Below are 19,140 nucleotides of genomic sequence, written 5' to 3'. Positions count from 1 at the left end.
CATGTTCAAGAAACCAGCATTGATGACTGCCTTCGGCATCGGCTACGTCCTCGGCGCCCGCGCGGGACGCGAGCGCTACGACGCCATCGTGGGCAAGGCACAGGAGCTGTGGCACGACCCGCGGGTGCAGGACAAGGCGCACCGCGCCGGATTCGTGGCCAAGGAGAAGGCGGCGTCCGCCAAGCACACCGTCCAGGACAAGATGCCCGGCGGCACCACGCCGTCCTCGGCATCGACCCCCACACCCCAGACGACGCCGGGTGGTCCGCACCCCACCACCACCGACCCGGTGACGACCATGCCGAAGGGGTGGGAGTCGTGACGGTTCATCACACCGACGCATCGATGGGTGAGCTGGTCTCGCGGCTCTCGGAGGAGATGTCCAGTCTCGTCCGGGGCGAGCTCGAGCTCGCCCGGCTCGAGCTGACCGAGAAGGCCAAGCACACCGGCAAGGGGGCCGGTGCGTTCGGCGCAGCCGGCCTGGTGGCGCTGTACGGCGTCGGGGCACTGATCGCCACCGCGATCCTCGCCCTGGCACTGGTCATGGACGCCTGGCTGGCCGCGCTGCTGGTCGGCGTCGTGCTCCTGGCCATCGCCGGCGGCATCGCCCTGTTCGGGAAGAAGCAGGTCTCCGAGGGGGTCCCGATGAAGCCCGAACGCGCCACCGAGAACATCCGGCGAGACGTGGAGGCCGTCCGGCACCACCGAGCCGAGGACCGCATCGTGAGGAGGACGCCATGACGCACAACACCTCCCGGCCCGTCGAGGCCGGTGACCACACGATCGCCGCCGTGGAGGCCGACCTGGACACCACACGTCACGAGCTGGCCGACACCCTGGACGAGCTCGCCGCGCGGCTGGACGTGAAGACGCGCGGCAAGGAGAAGGCCCACGAGCTCAAGCAGCGTACGCAGGTGGCGGCCCGCTCAAGGGACGTGGAGATCCGAGGCGGCATCATCGCCGCCGTCGTGGTCGGCATGATCCTGATGCTGGCCCGCCGCAAGCGCCGGCTCAAGTCCGGCTAGGCCGGGTCAACCGGTCCAGGAAGGCGACGAGCAGCGCCTCGCGCAGCGCAGGGGTGGCCAGGTCGAGCATCGCGTTGACCTCGGCCATCCGCTGCGGGAGGGCCAGATCGCCCTGCTCACCGCCGGCGCCGATGAGCCCGGCGGCGAGCAGCAGGCCGTCGAAGTCGTCCTCGGAGAGGGCGAGCGGGTCGAGCTCGGCGATGAAGGCCGCGACCCCGGGGTCGACGGCGACCGGACCCGAGGCGACCGCCGCCGCCACCGCCTCGGCCAGAGCCTCGAGCAGCTCCTCGACGCGGGGGAGCGTCGCGGCGCTCACGGACAGGTGGATCGTGGCGGGGGAGCCGGCATGGGACATCTGCGGCTGGACGTACCAACCCCTTGCCGCCATCTCGTCGCAGACCGTGAACGGATCGCAGCTCTCGTCGGTGGTGAGAGCGAGAAGCGTGGAGTCGGGCGTGCTGACCACGGCGAGCTCCTTCATCTCTCCGACGCCGGCGCGGATCAGGTCCACCGCCTCGAAGACGTCGCGGGCGAGCCGCTCGTAGCCCTTGTCGCCCAGTGTGCGCATCACCGCCCAGGCGCCGGCCAGTGGCCCGCCCGACTTCGTCGACTGCATCGTGGAGTTGAGCATGGTGTAGCCCGGCCACGCGGCCGAGGCGAAGAACTGCGGCCGCCGCAGCTCCGGGGTGCGGTGCAGGAGCACCGAGGTGCCCTTCGGGGCGTAGGCGTACTTGTGCAGGTCGACGGAGATCGAGGTGACGCCCTCCACCCCGAACGTCCAGGCCGGTACGTCGCGCCCCAGCCGTGCGGCATAGGGCAGGACCCAACCGCCGATGCACGCGTCGACATGGCAGCGGATCCCGCGCTCGGCCGCGGCTGCCGCGATGGCGGTGACCGGATCGACCACACCGTGGGCATAGGAGGGCGCCGAGGCGACCACCAGCACGGTGCGATCGTCCATGGCCTCGGCCATCGCGGCCGGGTCCGCCCGGAGGTCGGGACCGACCGGCACCAGCACCAGCTCGACCCCGAAGTAGTGCGCGGCCTTGTGGAAGGCGGCGTGCGCGGTCGCCGGGAGCATCATCCGTGGCCGCTCGACGTCCGGCCGCGCGTCACGCGCGGTCTGGACCGCGAGCAGCACCGACTCGGTGCCGCCGGAGGTGACCGTGCCGACGACGGTCTCGGGTGCGTCGAGCAGGTCGGCAGCCATCCCGATCACCTCGTTCTCCATCCCGAGCAGGCTCGGGAAGGCGGTCGGGTCCAGGCCGTTGGAGCCGGCGTAGGCCGCGACCGCCTCGCGGCCGATCCGGTCGATGTCGGGCAGCCCGGAGTCGTAGACGTAGGCCAGTGTGCGGCCTCCGTGCACGGGCAGGTCGGCGGACTGCATCTCGCGGAGTCGGGTCAGGGCGTCGGTCATGCGGTCACGGTTCCTTCCACGTCGTCGGCAGTGAGGGAGTAGCGCCGCAGCCACAGCAGGCTGAGGAGGACCAGGACCGCCGGCAGCACCGAGAAGCCGAGTGTGATCGCCGTCAGGGCCGAGTCGGGTTGGATGATGTCGGCGACGACCGAGGAGCGGTAGCCTCCGAGCGCGAGCACCACGGCGAAGACACCGGGACCCAGTGCCAGCCCCAGGGTCTCCCCGGCCGTCCAGACGCCGGTGTAGACGCCGATCCGGCTCGAGCCGCTGCGCCGGGCGTCGACGGCGGCCGCGTCGGGGAGCATCGCCATCGGGAAGACCTGGCACCCGGCGTACCCGACCCCGACCAGCACCACCGCGGCGTAGACCAGGGCCACCGGCGCGACCTGGGCTGTCGCGGCGAGCAAGGCGCCGACGGCGAGGACGAGGGAGGCGGCGACGTACCCGGCCTTCTTGCCGATCCTCGCGCCGAGCGCTGCCCACGCGGGGGTGAGCAGCAGCGCGGGCCCGACGAAGCAGACGAACAGCACGGTCGCCGCGCCCGCGCGACCGAGCACGTCGCCGGCCAGGTAGTCGACGCCGGCCAGCATCGCGCCGAACGCGACGGCCTGGATCACGAACGTGACGAGCAGCCGCCGGAAGTCCGGCGCCGCCGCCACGATCCGGAGCTGGTCGCGCAGACTGCCCGCACCCGGCTGGACGGTGTGGACCGGCGCCCGGCGGGTGCCGGCGTACGCACTGAGCACCCCGACCAGGATGAGCACCGCCATCACCACGCCCATGACGCGGTAGCCGTCGCGACCGCCGACCGCGTCCAGGATCATCGGCGCGGTGGCGCCGGCGAGCAGGATGGTCAGTGCCAGGATCGCGACCCGCCAGGTCATCAGCCGGGTGCGCTCGTCGTAGGACTCGGTCAGCTCGGCGGGCATCGCGACGTAGGGCACCTGGAAGAACGCGTAGGCGGTCGCGCAGGCCAGGAACATCGTCAGCACCCAGAGCGCCTCGAGCCCGGTCGTCATCGACGGTGCCGCGAACAGCAGCGCGAACGTCACCGCCAGCGCGATCCCGGCGCGACGCAGCCAGGGGCGCCGCGGTCCCCGCGGATCCACCGTCCGGTCGCTGATCCGGCCGGCGATCGGGTTGAGCACGACGTCCCACGCCTTCGGCGCGAACACGATGAACCCGGCCGCCAGCGCAGCGATCCCGAGGCTGTCGGTCAGGTAGGGGAGCAGCATCAGGCCCGGGATCGTGCCGAACGTCCCGGTGGCCACGGACCCGGACCCGTAGCCGATGCGCACCCCGAGCGGAAGGGTCGGGCTGGCTGGCATGCCCGCCATGGTGCCGTGACCAGCCCTCCGGCGCCTGGGAACGCCGGAATTCGACCGAACGGCTCATACCCCGCGTTGGGTACGTCTTTGCCGAACCGCGCCGCCTGGGCCCGCAAGGTAAAGAGACTGCCCCCGGTCGATGGGTGGTCCGATACCCGGTCGACGCACTCGCCGCTCGGCCTCGGCGAGACCCGAACCGACATCGTGAAAGCCGGAGCTCCCTATGAGAAGAATCCTCGGTGGGCTGATCGCCACCATCGCACTACTCGTCGCGTCGTTCGCGACCCCCGGTCTCGTGCCGGCGGCGTCGGCCGCGACGATCGGAACCGTCACCGTGTCGGCGCCCTCGTTCAAGTTCCCCTCCTACGGGACGGGCTGCTACTACGGCAAGGACTACAAGGTCACCGTCCCCGTGAGTGGTCTCGGCGCCGAGGGCGGCTCGATCGACGTCGAGCTCCGCGTCACCGCCCCCGACACGTCCTGGTTCGACTCCGGCTACGACTTCCGCGACGGCGGCAACGGCACCTACACCTTCACGTTCGACGGATCCCTCTTCTGTCACTACTCCGACAGGCGCGGCACCTACACCGCCACGGCGATCGTGACCGTCCTCGACTGGGAGACGTTCGGCGAGACGAAGCGGACCGCCACCCAGAAGTTCACCGTTTCGAACACCCGCCTCGCGTCGCAGATCGCCTACACCGGCAAGTCCAAGTACGGCAATCACTCGTGGAAGGTCACCGGCACCCTCACCCGCAACGGTGTCCGGCAGGTGGGCAAGACCGTCAAGCTGCAGGTGAGGAAGGACGGCGCCTGGCGCACCGTGAAGTCGGCGAAGACCTCGGGCCAGGCCGGCAGGCGTGGCACGGTCGCGATCGTGTGGGACCCACCGAGCTCGCGCAACTACCGCCTGTACTACGCGGGTGACGCGTACACGTACGCCGACGCCTCGGGCACGTTCTGGCTCCGAAACCGCTAGCTCGATCGGGCGACCTGGGAGTCCTGAGGTCACCTGTTGACCTGAGGACTCCCAGGTCCTTCGCAGCATGGCTCGGCCTCTGGTCGTGGAGGTGCCGGGTAGGTTGACGCCATGCCGCTCCAGACCGGTGCCGTCGCGCCCGACTTCTCGCTCCCCGCCCAGGACGGTACGTCCGTCTCCCTCGCCCCGCTCCTCGAGAAGGGTCCGGTGGTGCTCTTCTTCTACCCGGCCGCCGAGACGCCCGTGTGCACGAAGGAGGCTTGCCACTTCCGCGACCTCGCCGGGGAGTTCGAGGCGCTCGGCGCGCAGCGGCTCGGGATCAGCAAGGACAGTGTGGAGGCGCAGGCCGGCTTCGCCGCCAACCACGACCTCGACTACCCCGTCCTCTCCGACCCCACCGGGTCGGTCGCCGGGCTCTACGGCGTCAAACCCAGCATCCTCGGCAAGCTCGGTCCGCTGCAGCGTACGACCTTCGCCATCGGTGCCGACGGCCGGATCAAGGCCGTCGTCGAGGGGATGCTCAAGGCCGAGATCCACGCCGACGAGGCCCTCGCGGCTCTCAGGGACGACATGGAATGACAACCATCGCCGTCACCGGAGCCACCGGCTTCGTCGGAGGTCCTGTCGCCCGAGCGCTGGGTGGCTCCGGCGCCACCCTCCGTCTCCTCGTACGTGACACCGCCAGGGCGCCCGAGCTCCCCGGAGCCGATGCGTACGCGGTGACCTACGGCGACAGAGAGGCTGCGGTGGCGGCCCTCGACGGTGTTCAGACCGTGCTCATGGTCTCGGCCTCCGAGTTGGCGTCATGAGTCGACGGGGGTTGCAGCACCCCGGAACCTTGCGGTCGAAGCCGTCGCGCTCGTCCGCGCCAGCTCGCGCTTGAGGATCTTGCCGGTGGCGGTCATCGGCAGACTGCGAACGAACTCGACGAGGCGCGGGTACTTGTAGGAGGCCATCTGGGTCTTGGCCCAGGCGACGAGGTCGGCTGCGGTGAGGGTGGAACCCGGCTGAAGGATCACGAATGCCTTGATCTCCTCGCCGTGGCTCTCGTGCGGTACGCCGATGACCGCGGCCAGGCTCACGTCCGGGTGCGTCACGAGGATCTCTTCGACCTCGCGGGGATAGACGTTGAACCCGCCCCTGATGATGAGGTCCTTGGACCGGTCGACGATGTAGTAGAAGCCGTCCTCGTCGCGTCGGGCGAGGTCGCCGGTGCGGAACCAGCCGTCCTGATCGATCACCTCGGCGGTCGCCTTCTCGCGCTGGTGGTAGCCCTTCATCACGTTGTGACCCTTGATCGCGATCTCGCCGATCGCATCCGGGGTCCACTCGATCTCCGCCCAGGAGGCCGGGTCGATCAGCTTCATCGAGACGCCGGGGATCGGCTTGCCGATGGAGCCGGGGCGCGGCGCCTCGCCGTACGGTGCGAACGACGCCACCGGGGACGTCTCGGACAGGCCGTACCCCTCTGCGACCGTCACGCCGAGCCGCTTCTCGACCTCGCGGTGGATCTCTACCGGAAGCGCGGCGCCTCCGGAGACAGCCATGCGGAGGTTCGTCGCCAGGGTCTCCACCGCGGTGCCGCTGTCGAGGGCTCCGAGCAGCCCCCAGTACATCGTCGGCACTCCTGCGAAGACGGTCACCGACTCCCTCAGCATCGTCTCGATCACGGGAGCCGGCTCGAACCGGGGCAGCATCACGACGGTTCCGCCGAAGGCGAAGCCACCGTTCTGGATGACCGTCTGGCCGAAGGAGTGGAACAGCGGCAGTACGCACAGGTAGGTGTCCGGCCGGGTCACGTCGCAGCCGAACAGATCCTTGCTCGCCAGCGCGTTGTCACGCATGTTGCGGTGCCGCAGCTCGGCACCCTTCGGCTGCCCGGTCGTTCCGGAGGTGTAGAGGATCACGGCGGTGTCGTCCTCGTCCGTGGCCACGGTCTCGAAGGCGGTCGGCCGGCCGGCCACGGCCCGGGCGAAGGTGTCCGCGATCGGCGAGGACGCGGCCGGGTCGGCGGTGATGACGAAGAGCTCCCGACAGGCGTCGACCTGATCGAAACCGGCCTTGGCCTCGCTGCCGATGGGCAGCTCCGCGGTGCCCTCGAAGGCGAACAACGCCTTCGCATCGGAGTCGTCGAGGTGGTAGGCGACCTCGCGTCCCTTGAGCAGTACGTTCAGCGGGACGACCACGGCGCCGGACTTGAGGATGCCGTAGTAGACGATCGAGAAGTACGGCAGGTTCGGACACATCAGGGCGACCTTGTCGCCGGGCTCGACCCCACGTTCCACGAGCAGGTTCGCGACCTGGTTGGCCGCGGCGTTCACCTGGCTGTACGTCAGGCGCGTGGCGCCCAGGACTAGGGCGTCGCGGTCGGGATACGTGCGGGCCGACTCCTCGAGCAGGATCGACAGATTCAGCATTGTGACTTCCTCGGTGGCTTCGTGTGGGAGTGGTGTCAGTGGGAGGAGAGGCTCGCCATCACCTTGTGCGCGGCCTGCTCGCCGGAGGCGGCGGCGTCGGCCAGCGATGGCATATCGAGGGCGTAGTCGCCGGCGAGATGGACCGGCCCGAGGTTCTGCTTGAGGGTCTCGAGCGACGCGCGGCCGCCGGGTCCCCAGAACGGCACGACCCGAGGGTGCCGACGGAGGATGCCCGCGTCGACCTTGCCCTCGAGCTCGGGATAGACCGCGAGGAGGTCCGCGGTGAACCGCGCGACGATCTCCTCGTCGGTGAGCTCGAAGAGCTTGTCGGCCTCGGCGCCACCCGCGAAGCACGCCAGCGCGCCGCCGGGCTTGCGGACGTCCCCGCGGCGTACGGCGGCGGCGTGGTTGAAGATCGCCTGGAACGAGCGACCCGGGGTCGAGACGGCGAGGAAGTCGTCCCAGCGCTGTTCCGTGCCGTCCTCGTGGGTGAAGAAGCCGACCACCACGTAGCGGCCGTAGTGGATCGACTCGAAGGCTTTCCGGTACGCCGCCGGCAGCCCGGGCATGATCTTGACCGCGACGTCCGCGGGCACCGCCACGATCGCCCGGCGCGCCCGCAGCCGTGCGGGCCCGTCGCCGTCCTGGTAGTCGACGATGACGCCGTCATCGGTCCACTCCACGGTGTTCACCGGCGAGCTGAGCCGGATGCGGTCGCCGAGGTCCTCGGCGAGGATGTCGGTCAGCGTCTGGTTGCCGCCCTCGGGGAGCGTCAGGTTCGGCACCTTCTCCGGGTCGGTGAGCAGGATGCCCATGGAGAAGACGAACTGCCGGGCGGCCGTCTCCTCGGGCTCACAGCCCATCCATTGACCTGACCAGGACCGCACCATCTCGCGGGTGAGGTCGGAGGAGACGCCCCGCAGGACGAAGTCCGCGCGCCGGCGGTCGAGCCTGGCGCGGACGCGGTTGGCCCAGCGGTTGTGCTCGCTCATCTCGAGGAACGGCACGTTCGCCAGGATGCGCGTGCCGACCATGGCGAGACCGAAGCGGTCGCGCCAGGTCATCTTCGACCGGAACATCAGAGCGAAGGGGTTGGAGGTGTCGACCTGCTTGCCGCCCAGGTGCAGGGCGACCGACTTGCCCTCCAGGGTCCCGAGCGGGACCCGGTGCCGGTGGAGGGCTTCGATCAGCGGACCTGTGCCCTCGGTGAACTGGGTGCCGACGTTGATCCAGTAGTCGCCCTTGCGGACGGTGTCGACGCGGCCGCCCGCACGGTCGGACGCCTCGAGGACGACGACGTCATGGTCGGCGAGCGTGGTCGCGGCCATCAGGCCGGCGATGCCGGCGCCGATCACGACGACCTCATGGGTCTCCTCGCGGAGCTCAGGTGATGCGGACATGTCGTCAACTCGCTTTCGTAGCGGTGTGTTCGGCGCGGTCGAGCGCCGCCGCGACCGAGGCGACGAGTCGCTCGGTCGCCTTCCGGCAGGTCGGGCTGACCGCGGTGTAGGAGATGTAGCCGTGCACCAGACCGGCCTCGCGCGTGACCTCGACCGGTACGCCGGCCTCGAGCAGCGCGGTCGCATATGCCGCTCCGTCGTCGTGGAGCGGGTCGAACCCGGCCAGGTTGAGGATCGCCGGCGGAAGCCCGGCCAGGCTGGCGGCCCGGTACGGGGAGACCCGCGGGTCCGCAGGGTCGGTCCCCTCCGGCAGGTAGTTCTGGACGAACCAGGCGACCTGCTTGGCAGACAGGGCGGGCGATCCGGCGAACTCGTCCTGCGACGGTCGGTGCTCCACCAGGTCTGTCACCGGCTGGATGAGCACCTGGGCCATCGGCTGCACCGTCTCGCCGCGCACCTGCTGGCACAGGACGGCGGCGATGTTGCCACCGGCGCTCTCGCCGGCGACGACGATGCGGTGCGGGTCCACGCCCCAGGCCGCAGCGTGCTCGACGACGTGGCGCCAGGCCACGACCGCGTCGTCCTGCGCGGCCGGGAACGGGGCGTCCGGCGCCAGGCGGTACTCGACCGACACGACGTCGGCGCCGGTGCCGTGCGCCAGCATGCGCGCCGGCGCGGTGTAGCTCGCGCGGCTGCCGATCACGAAGCCACCACCGTGGAAGAAGAGGATCAGCCCTCGCGACGGGGTGCCGTTGCTGTAGCGGGTGAGCCGGACCTCGTCCGAGACCGCGATCTCCTCCTCGACGGCGCAGGGCTCGATACGGGACGCGAAGAGCATCAGGTCGCGCTCCGTCGTGGCCCGGGCCTCGGCGGGAGGAAGGTCGCTGTAGTCCGGCCCGGACTCGCCGAGCTTCATCAACAGGGCGACGTCGGGCGCCATGCTGTCGCCCGCCGCGTTGATCGCCGGTCGCGCCAGCATCCGCTGCAGGCTCGCGGGCAGACGGCTCAGTAAGACGAGGAAGGCTCTCTGGAAGCGCTGGCTCGACGTGAAGTGTTCTGCGCTCATGAGGCCACCTCGACGCTGGTCGGATACGGGGCCGAGGCCTTCACGGAGAAGTGGATGTCCTCGTGGAGCAGGTTCCCCTTGAAGAGTCGGTTGTCCTTGACGAAGGTCGTGTGCATCTGCCACGGGAGGCCGGTGCCCTGACGCGGGAGCTCGGCCCGGGCCCGCTGCATGTAACCGGCCGAGAGGTCGAACAGGCCCTGTGTGGGCATGCCCTCCGGCGCGACGGGCAGGGCGATGTCGTAGCCCTTCTCGTCCATCTCGCGGATCACCTCGATGGCGAGGCGGGCGACGTTGCGGATGCGCAGGGTCCAGGTCGCCTTCGTGAAGCCGAGCATCATCGCCCAGTTGGGTACGCCGGAGATCAGGGACCCGCGGTAGAGCACCCGCTCCGCCATCGTGACCGGGGCGCCGTCCACGGTCGGCTGGATGCCGCCCAGCATCTGCATGACCAGTCCGGTCGCCGTGACGATGATGTCGGCCTCGAGCTTCTTGCCCGACACCAGCTCGATGCCCTCGGGGACGAACCGCTCGATCTGGTCGGTCACGACATCGGCGCTCCCGTCGCGGATCGCCTTGAAGAAGTCGCCGTCGGGACAAGCGCACAGGCGCTGCTCCCACGGGTTATAAGGCGGCGCGAAGTGGGTGTCGACGTCGAATTCCTTCGGCAGCTCCTTGGCGGTCATGCTGCGCAGGAGCTTGCGTCCGAATCGCGGGTACCTGACGAGCACCGTCACGAGGAGGTGGTCGCGCCAGATGTTCTTGAAGCGGGTGAGGGCGTAGCCGACCTTGTTGCCGAAGACCTTCAAGAGCGCCTGGGCGATCTTGTCCACCTTGGGCATCGAGGCGACGTAGCTCGGGGTGCGCTGCAGCATGGTGACGTGGGCGGCTGCGCCATCACCGGTCAGCATCGCGGGCAGCATCGTCACGGCGGTCGCGCCGCTGCCGATGATCACCACGCGCTTGCCGCTGTAGTCGTAGTCCTCGGGCCAGTGCTGCGGGTGGAGGATGTCGCCCCGGAATTCCTCGCGGCCCTCGAACCGCGGCTCGAAGCCCTCGTCGTGGTTGTAGTAGCCCGTGCCGCTGAAGACGAACTTGGTCCGCACGACCTTCCCGCACTCATTGCCCGCGTCGTCGGTCACGGTCACGTGCAGGGTCCACTCCGCGTCCTCGCTGGACCAGTCGGCGGCCGTCACCTTGTGACCGAGGCGAAGGATCTTGTCGAGGCCGAACTCGTCGACCGTCTCCTCCATGTACTCACGGATCAGGTCGCCCCCGGCGATCGCCTCCTTGTGCAGCCACGGCTTGAAGTCGTAGCCGTAGGTGTGCACCGAGTCGTCCGAGCGGATGCCCGGATACCGGAAGAGGTCCCAGGTGCCGCCGACCGAGGCGCGGGCCTCGAGCAGGAGGAAGTCCTTGTCGGGAAAGGCCTCGGTCAGGTGCTTGGCCACGCCGATGCCGGAGAGGCCGGCGCCGATGACGACGATGTCGGCGTACTCCGTCGCGATGGTCTGGTTCATTGCTGCACTTCCTTCTCAGTGATGGGTCTGCTGATGGGCGGCACGACGGCGGCGGCCGATTCGGTCGACGGCGAGGAACGCCACGAACACCACGGCGACGGCCACGACCGCGACGTACGACATCGCGTCGAGCGGCGGGGCGGGCGGATTGACGAGCCCGTTGAGGTACATCCAGGCCATGGCCGCCGCGCCCAGCCCCGCGCCGACGACGGCGATCGGACCGAGCCGTCCCTCGCGGCTGAGCAGCCGAAGCGCGCCCGCGCTGATGAGCAGGTAGGGGACGACCCAGAAGTAGACGATGAGCGTCGCGACCGAGTTGTAGACGCCGACGATGTTGTCGGGGTTGAGGGCGACCATGACCAGGATCGCCCCCAGCCCGAGGACGCAGATCATGACGACGGCGGCCGCGGGGCTGCGGTGGCGTGAGTGGATCCGGCCGGCGCGCGCAGGAAGGAGGCCGTCGGCTGCGAGGGTCGCGACGAAGCGCGAGCCGTAGTTGACGAACCCGATGAGGGCCGCGAACGTCGCGACCGCGAGCACCAGGTCGGTCGCGCTGGCCACCGTGCTGCCGAGCCCGCCCTCGACGGCCAGGGCGGCAGCGGGAGAGGTGCCGGCCGCCAGTGCGTCGCTCGCGACGACGAGGGCGGGCACCTGAAGCAGGGTCGCCACCACGTACAGCGCACCCAGGCCGACCGGTACGCACATCACGGCGAGCGGCGCGGAGCGTCGGGCATCGCGGGTCTCGGCGGCGAGCGCCGTGCTGCTCTCGAAGCCGACGAGAAACACGGCGCCGGCGGCGACCCCTTGGAAGATGCCGCTCGGGGTGGCTCCCTCGAGGGACAGTTGGGCACCGAGGTCGAGGCCCGCGCGCGCGGCCGCGGCCATGGTGATGACCAGCATCAGCGGCACGGAGACGACGGCCAGCGTGACCGCGGTGCGGACCGAGGTGTCCAGACCCCGGTAGGCGATGGTGCCGGCGATCAGCACGGCGGCGCTGTAGATCAGCATCTGTACGCCGACGTCGAAGCTCGCCTCGAAGCCGAGGGAGAGCAGGAAGCTGCCGGAGAAGAGGCCGACCAGGAACGCGATCGCGCCGATCTGCGCGACGTAGCCGAGGAAGAGCGTCGCGCCCACCAGGATGCGTGCCCAAGCGCCGAAGACGTGCGGGATGTAGGAGTAGAGCGATCCGGTGACGACGTAGCGCCGGGCGAAGGTGATGACCGAGAGGCCGACGAGACTCGTCGCGACAGCGGCGATCAGCGCCCCGAGCCAGCTGCCGTTGCCGGCGGTGACCAACACCAGAGCCGGGACCGAGGCCAGCCCGACGGGCGGGACGTACGAAGCCAGCGCCAGCCCGACGAGCTGGTTGCGGCTGAGGTGGCCCCGGTCGAGGCCGGTGACCGGAGGAGCGTCCACCGGTGCGACCGGCCCGCCGGGGGATGGCCTGCTGGTCGTCATGGCTGTCCCTTCTGGCGAAAGCAAAGTTAGTCATTTGATTGGGTCGGATGACTAAGTGTGTGCCAGGTCTCATGCCGCGTCAAGAGGTGTCCGGGAGGTGTCTCGGTGGTTTCGCGGATCTGGACGGGGCGGTTGACAAGCCGTGATCTGGGTCGCACTATCGTTGGTCAAACGATTCAGTCAAATGACTAAGAGCGATCAGAACCCCACCCCGGAGGGCCGAAGAATGACTGAGAGCACGACGATCGAGGCGCCGCCCGCGGGCCTCAGGGCGGCTGGCATTGCCGTCGAGGACGATCCGATCCCGATCGTCCGTCTCCTCGCGCGGACCCTGCGCGACGCCTCAGTCCGCGCCCCGGCGGAGGCGGAAGGCCTTGTGGGCACCGTGGTGGTTCGCTCCCACGCCACCCCGCAGGCGGCGACGCTGGCCTTCGCGCCGGACGTCGTGAGCGTCACCGCCGGCGCCCTCGCCGAGCCCGATGCGACGGTCGTCGTCGACCTCGACGCCCGCTTCGCGCCCAGGCAGGAGATGACCGGCGACGCCGAGCTGGCGGCCCGCGTGCTGCGAGCGCTGCGCCCGCCACTGCCCGGCTGGCGCGAGGCTGCTGCCCGGTTCTGGGAGGTCACCCGAGACATCCCGGGCATCCCCGACGTTCTCGTGGTGGAAGCCGACGCACCCGAGGGCACCGAGCACGGTCGCTTCGGCGCAGGTCCGACCAGCTATCGGATCGCAGGCCCCGCCGACATCCTGGCCGGCGTCTTCAGCGGCGCCGACGACTTCCTCGCCTCCCTGGCCGCCGGCGTGCAGGTTCAGGGCACCTTGTCCCAGCTGTCCGTCATGACGGCAGCCTCCTGGAGGGTCCGATTCGATGTCTGAGCTCGCCCAAGCCCGCAAGGCCGTACGCCTCGAGGCCACCAACCACGAGGGCAGCCTCCTGGGCAAGAACGTCTCGCCGCAGAAGTTCGAGGCCGGCAAGGAGACCGGCTTCGCCTTCGCCGACATCCTGTTCGCCATCGACCTCAACAACGAGATCGTCCTCGGCGACGCCTTTCCGGACTGGCGGGGCAACATCTACGACATCCAGATGGTCCCGGACATGTCGACCCTCGTGGAGTGGAAGCCCGGCCTGGACTCGGTGATCGGGGACTACTGGCTCAAGGACGGCACGCCCGTGCCGATCTGTCCGCGCAACCTCGTGCGGAAGCTGGTGACCCGGCTGGCCGGCCACGGGTACGCAGCCACCGTCGCCGTCGAGATCGAGGCGACCCTTTTCGAGGAGTCGGTCCAGGAGGCGCGTACGCGCGGCTACCGCGACCTCACGCCGCTCGGCGGCAGCACCGGGGCGACGTACCACCTCGCCCGGTCGAGCGACTGGGTCACCTACATGGAGGCTGTCGTGGAGCGGCTCGACCACGTCGGTATCGGATGGGAGGCATGGACCGACGAGGCGGCGCCCGGCCAGACCGAGCTCAACCTCGCGCCGACCGACCCGGTCCGGCTCGCCGACAGCTGGGCCCGCACCCGGCAGGTGATGCGCGAGGCGGCCCACGAGCTGGGCCACACCGTCTCGTTCATGGCCAAGCCCACCGTGGGCTTCGGACAGGGCGCGCACATCAACATCTCGCTCCAGAGCGACGGCGTGAACCAGTTCTTCGCCGAGGACGGCCCATCGCCGCTGATGCGGCACGCGGTCGGCGGGTTGCTCGCCACCATGGAGGGCAACACCTCGATCGCGTTCCCCCAGATCACCTCCTACCGCCGGCTCGTCGATCTCACCGGGCCGCCGACCACGGTCAGCTGGGGAGTCAACAACAAGACCGCGGCGGTGCGTGCGATCACCTGCCACCCCAGGTACTCCCGGCTCGAGTACCGGCTGCCGGGCGCCGACGTGAACCCCTACCTCGCCCTGGCCGGCGTGCTGGCGGGCGTGCTCGCCGGCATCGAGCGACGCATCGATCCGCCGGAGGAGGTCACGGACATGGCCTGGTGTCTGCCCGAGAGCTGTGGCGTACGCCGGATCCCCGACACCATGTCGAAAGCCGGGGCCGCGCTCGACGCCGATCCGCTGCTGCGGGAGTACCTCGGCGACGAGTTCGTGGACTTCTGGGTCGCTTCGCGCCGATGGGAGTGGATGGAGTTCCACACCAAGGGTGGCGACCCGTTCGTCGAGCTCTCCGCGTGGGAGTCCCAGCGATACTTCGAGTTCCCGTGAGCGCGCGCGACAAGGCCGAAGCGATGCGGCCGTTGGTCGGCATCACCGGACGCCGTTTCCAGCTGTCGGTGCTGAACGGAGCCGACCCACGCTACGGCGACCGCTGCATCGACACCTCCATGTCCGACTTCGCGACCCGGATCGCCGAGGCCGGCGGACTGCCCGTGCACCTGTCGTACGACACCGACGCCGAGGCGGTCTGCGCCTGGCTCTCCGGCGTCGTGATCACCGGAGGCCAGGACGTCCACCCTGCCTGCTGGGGCGGTGACACTTCGGTGGTGCGCGACATCGACCCGCGGACGAACCCGATGGTGCACGACACCGAGCGGGATGCGTACGAGATCGCGCTCGTCCGCGCGTCGATCGAGCGGGGGATCCCGGTGCTCGGTGTGTGCCGGGGGATGCAGGTGCTCAACGTCGCCCTCGGCGGCACCCTCGTGCCCCATCTTGCAGACGGCCCGGTGAGCCACCTCTCGAACGAGATCGCGCCCACCGACGGGACCGTCGACCACGTCGTCACCTTCGAGCAGGGCTCGGTCGCTGCCGACCTGTTCAGCACCGACGCGCTCACCAACTCCTGGCACCACCAAGCCGTCGAAAGATGTGGTGCGGGGTTGGTCGTGACCGGACGTACCTCTGACGGGGTCGTCGAGGCGATCGAGCTGCCCGGGCAACCGGTCCTGGGCGTGCAATGGCACCCGGAATGGATGAAGAGCAACGACCCGGCGCTGATGTGGATCGTCGAGCAGGCGATGCAGCGGCTCACGAGCCAGGTACCTGTCGGGCAAGAGCAGAGGAGCCCCCAGTGAGCACGCGTGTCACGGCCGGACCCGCCGTCCCGGCTGAACGGATGAAGGACGATCCCGACGTCTCGACGCTGAGCCAGCTCCTGGCGCAGCGCGCACAGGACTCGGGAGATCGGGAGTTCCTGCGTTTCGGCGAGTGGTCGTGGACCTACGCCGAGATCGATGCCTGGACCTCCAGGCTGGCCCACCGGCTCATCGAGGTCGACGGCATCCGCCCGGGGGACCGGGTCGCGATCATGCTCCCGAACGTCGTGCACTGGCCGGTGACGTGGCTGGCGGTGCTGAAGGCCGGGGCGGTCGCGGTCCCGATCAACTGTGGCTACCAGCGTGCCGACCTCGCCTTCGTCCTGACGGACTCGGGGGCCCGGGTCGTCTTCACCGATGCCGAGCGCGCCGGCCTGGTCGCCGAGGTGCTGGCGGACGAGCCCGGCCTGACCGGCGTTCGTATCGTCGAGGTCCCCGACGACGGGTCGGAGACGTTCCCGGTCACGGCCCCGGGTGTTCAGGTCGCGGGGGAGACCCTCGCGAACCTGCAGTACACCTCGGGCACGACCGGCTTTCCGAAGGCGTGCATGCTCAGCCACGACTACTGGGCCCGGCTGGGGTGGATCTGCGCTGCCGCGACCGGTCTCGGGGCCGAGGACGTACTCCTCACCTCGCAACCGTTCTCCTACATGGACCCGCAGTGGAACACGGCGCTCGCCCTGACGCTCGGCGCTCCTCTCGTGGTGCTGCCGCGCTTCTCCGCGTCGACCTTCATGAGTGACGTACGCCGCCACCAGGCGACCTTCTTCTACGTCCTCGGCTCGATGCCGACCCTCCTGTTCAAGCAGCCGCCGACGGCCGAGGACCGGGAGAACGACCTCCGCATGGTCCTCTGCTCGGGGATCCCGGTCGCGCTCCATGCCCAGCTCGAGGAACGGTGGGGTGCGCCGTGGCGTGAGGTCTACGGGATGACCGAATCGGGGATCGACCTGTTCAGCCCGTTCGCAGACACCGCCGCTGTCGGCAGCGGGAGCCTGGGCCTGCCGGTGCCGTCCAAGCAGGTACGCGTCGAGGATCCGGCCACTCCGGGGGAGGAGGTCCCGCCCGGTGAGCCGGGTGAGCTCGTCATCTCGGGAGTGCCGATGATGAACGGCTACTGGAATCGCCCCGACGCCACGGCCGACGTGCTGCGTGAGGGGTGGCTGCACACGGGCGACCTCGTCGTCCGCCGTCCCGACGGCGGCATCCAGCTGGTCGGCCGGATCAAGGACATGGTGCGGCGCGGCGGCGAGAACATCGCCTGCGCCGAGGTCGAGGCGGTTCTCGAACGAGACGATCGGATCGTCGCTGCGGCCGTCGTCGCCGTACCCGACGAGCTCATGGGTGAGGAGGTCAAGGCCTTCGTCCAGCTCAGGGAGAGGGTGCCGGAGGACAGGGCCACCGCCCAGGACCTCCTCGAAAGCGCCGGTGCTCAGCTCGCGCGGTTCAAGGTGCCCCGCTACGTCGAGTTCGTCGCCGACTTCCCGCGTACCCCCTCTGAGCGGGTCTCCAAGCCCGCGCTCAAGGCCCGGGCCGCTGCCGAGCCCGGCACCACCTACGACTTCGCCCGACCGAGGAGCTGACCATGACCACCCCTACCGGCCCGACGACGGGTGAGGACCGCATCGACGTCGCCGTTGCGCGCGACGTCGCGGTCCTCACGATCGACCGACCCGGCAAGCTCAACGCACTCACCGTGGCCATGCGGCTGTGCCTGGCTGCCCTGATTCGGGAGCTCGGCACCGGCGAGACCGTTCGTGGCATCGTCCTCACCGGACGTGGCCGTGCCTTCTCCGCCGGCGAGGACCTGAAGCAGGCGCCGACCACCGAGGCCGAGGTCCACGAGGCCTTCGAGAGCTTCCACGACGTCACCCGCGCGATCCTGCAGACCCGGGTCCCTGTGGTCGCGGCGGTCAACGGCATCGCCGTCGGCGGTGCCTCCGAGATCACGCTGTGCTGCGACGCCCGGATCGGCACACCCGCGACGGAGTACTTCCAGCCGGAGAACGCTCGAGGCCTCACCATCTCCAATGCGACCAGCCTGCTGCTGCGTCGCCTGGTCGGCAACCACGCGACGCGCATGGTGCTGGGTTCCCCGCGGGTCTCTTCGGCGGAGGCCCTGCGGATCGGCCTGCTCGACGAGGTGGTCGAGCCCGACCAGCTCCTCGAGCGTGCCGTCGACACCGTGCACGCGTGGACCCCCGAGGGGAACACCACGGCGCTGCATCTCGCGCTGCTGCGGCCCCTGGTCGCGGAGGTGGAGGCCGCCTTCGAGCGCGAGGACCACGCCGCCCACGAGGCCTGGGCGAGCGGACTGCTCACTGCCGGCGTCGCCGGCTTCTGGACCAACAAGGAGACGACCGCATGATCGAGACCCAGGCGGCGGTTCTGACCGCCATCAACGAGCCGCTCGAGCTCACCACCATCCGGGTGGACGACCCGGAGCCGTACGAGGTGCGTGTCGCGGTCACCAACGTCGGCCTGTGCCACAGCGACCTCCACTACATGACCGGCACGGTTCCTCCGGACCATCTTCCGGTCGTCGTGGGGCACGAGGTGGCCGGCGTCGTCGAGGCAGTCGGCTCGGCGGTGGCCCAGCTGAGGCCTGGTGATCGCGTGACGGGGGCGCTGACCCCGTCCTGCGGCCTGTGCGCCAACTGCTCGGCCGGCAGGTCGACCCAGTGCCAGCGCGTCCAGGAGATCCGGCAGCGTCCACGGTCGGCCTACCAGACCACCGACGGTGACCCCATCGACAGGCTCGGCGCCGTCGGCGCGTTCTCTCGGCATGCCCTCCTCCGCGAGAACGCGCTGGTGAAGTTGCCTGAGGACGTGCCGCTGCACGTCGGCTGCCTGCTCTCCTGCTGCATCGTCACGGGCGTGGGTGCGGTGTTCCGTGGCGCGGAGGTGCGGCCGGGCAGCACCGTCGCGGTGATCGGCTGCGGTGGCGTGGGGTCGGCCATCATCCAGGGGGCGCGGCTCGCCGGCGCCTCGGCCATCGTCGCGATCGATCTCGACGAGGACCGGCTCAAGGCCGCGCGCACGTACGGTGCCACCCATGTGATCAACGGCGGAGAGGGTGACACGGTCGAGGAGCTGCACCGCCTGCTGGGTGACGGGGTGGACTACGCCTTCGAGGCGGTCGGCTCGGCGCGCACGGCACAGACGGCCCTGGCCCTGGTGCGCCCGACGGGCACCGCCTGCCTGGTCGGCATCGCGCCGGCGGGCTCGGAGATCAGTGTCCCTGCGCACGACTTCTTCTTCCTCGAGAAGCGCCTGATCGGCTCCTACATGGGATCGGGCCAGGCCCGCGAGGACATCGCCCAGTTCGCCCGGCTCTACCAGCAGGGACGCCTCCTGCTCGACGAGATGGTGACCCGGGTCATCCCGTTCGCCGAGATCAACGAGGGCTTCGAGGCGATGAAGTCCGGTGACGTCACGCGCATCGTCGTCGACCTCCAGTCCTGACCCACGAATCCGTAGAGGAAGCCTG

19 protein-coding genes are annotated in these 19,140 nt (G+C 69.9%); 12 read left to right on the top strand and 7 right to left on the bottom strand.

The features are described from left to right. Nucleotide 1 precedes the first annotated feature (1 nt). The 3 genes from ACFVDI_RS15080 to ACFVDI_RS15070 are packed head-to-tail and all read left to right on the top strand — an operon-like array spanning nucleotide 2 to nucleotide 1,025. Nucleotides 2–322, top strand: a complete 321-nt coding sequence (locus tag ACFVDI_RS15080; protein ID WP_378906320.1) for a hypothetical protein — start codon at nucleotides 2–4, stop codon at nucleotides 320–322. Further along, nucleotides 319–741, top strand: coding sequence for a phage holin family protein (locus ACFVDI_RS15075; protein ID WP_328529901.1), 423 nt, complete (start codon nucleotides 319–321; stop codon nucleotides 739–741). The genes ACFVDI_RS15080 and ACFVDI_RS15075 overlap by 4 nt, the downstream gene beginning before the upstream one ends. After that, nucleotides 738–1,025 carry a DUF3618 domain-containing protein gene (locus ACFVDI_RS15070; protein WP_378906317.1) on the top strand — a complete coding sequence of 96 codons (288 nt, stop codon included), beginning with the start codon at nucleotides 738–740 and terminating at the stop codon, nucleotides 1,023–1,025. Before ACFVDI_RS15075 ends, ACFVDI_RS15070 begins: the two co-directional genes overlap by 4 nt. On the opposite strand, the gene ACFVDI_RS15065 is transcribed toward ACFVDI_RS15070, so the two are convergent. Then, entirely contained in the window at nucleotides 1,012–2,442 is a 1,431-nt protein-coding gene (locus tag ACFVDI_RS15065) for a pyridoxal phosphate-dependent decarboxylase family protein (RefSeq protein ID WP_378906315.1), read from the bottom strand. The two genes, ACFVDI_RS15070 and ACFVDI_RS15065, sit on opposite strands and share 14 nt — an antisense overlap. Beyond that, nucleotides 2,439–3,770, bottom strand: coding sequence for an MFS transporter (locus ACFVDI_RS15060; RefSeq protein ID WP_378906313.1), 1,332 nt, complete (start codon nucleotides 3,768–3,770; stop codon nucleotides 2,439–2,441). The genes ACFVDI_RS15065 and ACFVDI_RS15060 overlap by 4 nt, the downstream gene beginning before the upstream one ends. Before the next feature lie 223 nt (nucleotides 3,771–3,993). On the opposite strand from ACFVDI_RS15060, the gene ACFVDI_RS15055 reads away from it, so the two are divergent. The 3 genes from ACFVDI_RS15055 (at nucleotide 3,994) to ACFVDI_RS15045 (ending at nucleotide 5,558) form a co-directional block, all read left to right on the top strand. Beyond that, the gene (locus ACFVDI_RS15055; protein ID WP_378906311.1) at nucleotides 3,994–4,749 is read left to right on the top strand and encodes a hypothetical protein; all 756 of its coding nucleotides are present in this window, start codon (nucleotides 3,994–3,996) and stop codon (nucleotides 4,747–4,749) included. Nucleotides 4,750–4,860: 111 nt separating this feature from the next. Continuing rightward, nucleotides 4,861–5,328 carry a peroxiredoxin gene (locus ACFVDI_RS15050; protein ID WP_378906309.1) on the top strand — a complete coding sequence of 156 codons (468 nt, stop codon included), beginning with the start codon at nucleotides 4,861–4,863 and terminating at the stop codon, nucleotides 5,326–5,328. Then, nucleotides 5,325–5,558, top strand: a complete 234-nt coding sequence (locus tag ACFVDI_RS15045) for an NAD(P)H-binding protein (protein ID WP_378906307.1) — start codon at nucleotides 5,325–5,327, stop codon at nucleotides 5,556–5,558. Before ACFVDI_RS15050 ends, ACFVDI_RS15045 begins: the two co-directional genes overlap by 4 nt. Here the strand turns inward: ACFVDI_RS15045 and ACFVDI_RS15040 are convergent. From ACFVDI_RS15040 to ACFVDI_RS15020, 5 genes are read right to left on the bottom strand one after another with little or no spacing between them, the layout of a single operon-like run. Next, on the bottom strand, nucleotides 5,553–7,166 hold the full coding sequence (locus ACFVDI_RS15040; protein ID WP_378906305.1) for a long-chain fatty acid--CoA ligase: 1,614 nt from the start codon (nucleotides 7,164–7,166) through the stop codon (nucleotides 5,553–5,555). The genes ACFVDI_RS15045 and ACFVDI_RS15040 overlap by 6 nt on opposite strands. A gap of 35 nt (nucleotides 7,167–7,201) precedes the next feature. Continuing rightward, on the bottom strand, nucleotides 7,202–8,566 hold the full coding sequence (locus ACFVDI_RS15035) for a flavin monoamine oxidase family protein (protein ID WP_378906303.1): 1,365 nt from the start codon (nucleotides 8,564–8,566) through the stop codon (nucleotides 7,202–7,204). A 4-nt stretch (nucleotides 8,567–8,570) separates the two neighbouring features. Beyond that, on the bottom strand, nucleotides 8,571–9,632 hold the full coding sequence (locus tag ACFVDI_RS15030; RefSeq protein WP_378906301.1) for an alpha/beta hydrolase: 1,062 nt from the start codon (nucleotides 9,630–9,632) through the stop codon (nucleotides 8,571–8,573). After that, on the bottom strand, nucleotides 9,629–11,149 hold the full coding sequence (locus tag ACFVDI_RS15025) for a flavin-containing monooxygenase (protein WP_378906299.1): 1,521 nt from the start codon (nucleotides 11,147–11,149) through the stop codon (nucleotides 9,629–9,631). The genes ACFVDI_RS15030 and ACFVDI_RS15025 overlap by 4 nt, the downstream gene beginning before the upstream one ends. 15 nt (nucleotides 11,150–11,164) lie before the next feature. Beyond that, the gene (locus ACFVDI_RS15020) at nucleotides 11,165–12,607 is read right to left on the bottom strand and encodes an APC family permease (protein WP_378906297.1); all 1,443 of its coding nucleotides are present in this window, start codon (nucleotides 12,605–12,607) and stop codon (nucleotides 11,165–11,167) included. Nucleotides 12,608–12,833: 226 nt separating this feature from the next. Here ACFVDI_RS15020 and ACFVDI_RS15015 point away from each other — a divergent pair, with 226 nt between their 5' ends. From ACFVDI_RS15015 to ACFVDI_RS14990, 6 genes are read left to right on the top strand one after another with little or no spacing between them, the layout of a single operon-like run. Next, entirely contained in the window at nucleotides 12,834–13,484 is a 651-nt protein-coding gene (locus ACFVDI_RS15015) for a hypothetical protein (protein WP_378906295.1), read from the top strand. After that, nucleotides 13,477–14,820: a glutamine synthetase family protein gene (locus tag ACFVDI_RS15010; RefSeq protein WP_378906293.1), complete on the top strand. Its 1,344-nt coding sequence runs from the start codon at nucleotides 13,477–13,479 to the stop codon at nucleotides 14,818–14,820. Before ACFVDI_RS15015 ends, ACFVDI_RS15010 begins: the two co-directional genes overlap by 8 nt. Next, nucleotides 14,817–15,629 carry a gamma-glutamyl-gamma-aminobutyrate hydrolase family protein gene (locus ACFVDI_RS15005; RefSeq protein WP_378906291.1) on the top strand — a complete coding sequence of 271 codons (813 nt, stop codon included), beginning with the start codon at nucleotides 14,817–14,819 and terminating at the stop codon, nucleotides 15,627–15,629. Before ACFVDI_RS15010 ends, ACFVDI_RS15005 begins: the two co-directional genes overlap by 4 nt. Continuing rightward, nucleotides 15,626–17,233 carry a class I adenylate-forming enzyme family protein gene (locus ACFVDI_RS15000; protein ID WP_378906289.1) on the top strand — a complete coding sequence of 536 codons (1,608 nt, stop codon included), beginning with the start codon at nucleotides 15,626–15,628 and terminating at the stop codon, nucleotides 17,231–17,233. The genes ACFVDI_RS15005 and ACFVDI_RS15000 overlap by 4 nt, the downstream gene beginning before the upstream one ends. Before the next feature lie 2 nt (nucleotides 17,234–17,235). Continuing rightward, entirely contained in the window at nucleotides 17,236–18,018 is a 783-nt protein-coding gene (locus tag ACFVDI_RS14995; RefSeq protein WP_378906287.1) for an enoyl-CoA hydratase/isomerase family protein, read from the top strand. Further along, nucleotides 18,015–19,115: a Zn-dependent alcohol dehydrogenase gene (locus tag ACFVDI_RS14990; protein ID WP_378906285.1), complete on the top strand. Its 1,101-nt coding sequence runs from the start codon at nucleotides 18,015–18,017 to the stop codon at nucleotides 19,113–19,115. The genes ACFVDI_RS14995 and ACFVDI_RS14990 overlap by 4 nt, the downstream gene beginning before the upstream one ends. The last annotated feature ends 25 nt before the right edge of the window (nucleotides 19,116–19,140 follow it).

The sequence above is a fragment of the Nocardioides sp. NPDC057767 genome (assembly GCF_042798275.1).
Taxonomy (GTDB): domain Bacteria; phylum Actinomycetota; class Actinomycetes; order Propionibacteriales; family Nocardioidaceae; genus Nocardioides.
Note: the sequence above shows the minus strand (reverse complement) of the source record. Positions and strands in the feature narration are given on the sequence as shown.

Coding starts and splice junctions, on each gene's coding strand:
- ACFVDI_RS15080 (WP_378906320.1), top strand. CDS start 2: ATGTTCAAGAAACCAGCATTGATGACTGCCTTCGGCATCGGCTACGTC.
- ACFVDI_RS15070 (WP_378906317.1), top strand. CDS start 738: ATGACGCACAACACCTCCCGGCCCGTCGAGGCCGGTGACCACACGATC.
- ACFVDI_RS15065 (WP_378906315.1), bottom strand. CDS start 2,442: ATGACCGACGCCCTGACCCGACTCCGCGAGATGCAGTCCGCCGACCTG.
- ACFVDI_RS15060 (WP_378906313.1), bottom strand. CDS start 3,770: ATGCCAGCCAGCCCGACCCTTCCGCTCGGGGTGCGCATCGGCTACGGG.
- ACFVDI_RS15055 (WP_378906311.1), top strand. CDS start 3,994: ATGAGAAGAATCCTCGGTGGGCTGATCGCCACCATCGCACTACTCGTC.
- ACFVDI_RS15050 (WP_378906309.1), top strand. CDS start 4,861: ATGCCGCTCCAGACCGGTGCCGTCGCGCCCGACTTCTCGCTCCCCGCC.
- ACFVDI_RS15045 (WP_378906307.1), top strand. CDS start 5,325: ATGACAACCATCGCCGTCACCGGAGCCACCGGCTTCGTCGGAGGTCCT.
- ACFVDI_RS15040 (WP_378906305.1), bottom strand. CDS start 7,166: ATGCTGAATCTGTCGATCCTGCTCGAGGAGTCGGCCCGCACGTATCCC.
- ACFVDI_RS15035 (WP_378906303.1), bottom strand. CDS start 8,566: ATGTCCGCATCACCTGAGCTCCGCGAGGAGACCCATGAGGTCGTCGTG.
- ACFVDI_RS15030 (WP_378906301.1), bottom strand. CDS start 9,632: ATGAGCGCAGAACACTTCACGTCGAGCCAGCGCTTCCAGAGAGCCTTC.
- ACFVDI_RS15025 (WP_378906299.1), bottom strand. CDS start 11,149: ATGAACCAGACCATCGCGACGGAGTACGCCGACATCGTCGTCATCGGC.
- ACFVDI_RS15020 (WP_378906297.1), bottom strand. CDS start 12,607: ATGACGACCAGCAGGCCATCCCCCGGCGGGCCGGTCGCACCGGTGGAC.
- ACFVDI_RS15015 (WP_378906295.1), top strand. CDS start 12,834: ATGACTGAGAGCACGACGATCGAGGCGCCGCCCGCGGGCCTCAGGGCG.
- ACFVDI_RS15010 (WP_378906293.1), top strand. CDS start 13,477: ATGTCTGAGCTCGCCCAAGCCCGCAAGGCCGTACGCCTCGAGGCCACC.
- ACFVDI_RS14995 (WP_378906287.1), top strand. CDS start 17,236: ATGACCACCCCTACCGGCCCGACGACGGGTGAGGACCGCATCGACGTC.
- ACFVDI_RS14990 (WP_378906285.1), top strand. CDS start 18,015: ATGATCGAGACCCAGGCGGCGGTTCTGACCGCCATCAACGAGCCGCTC.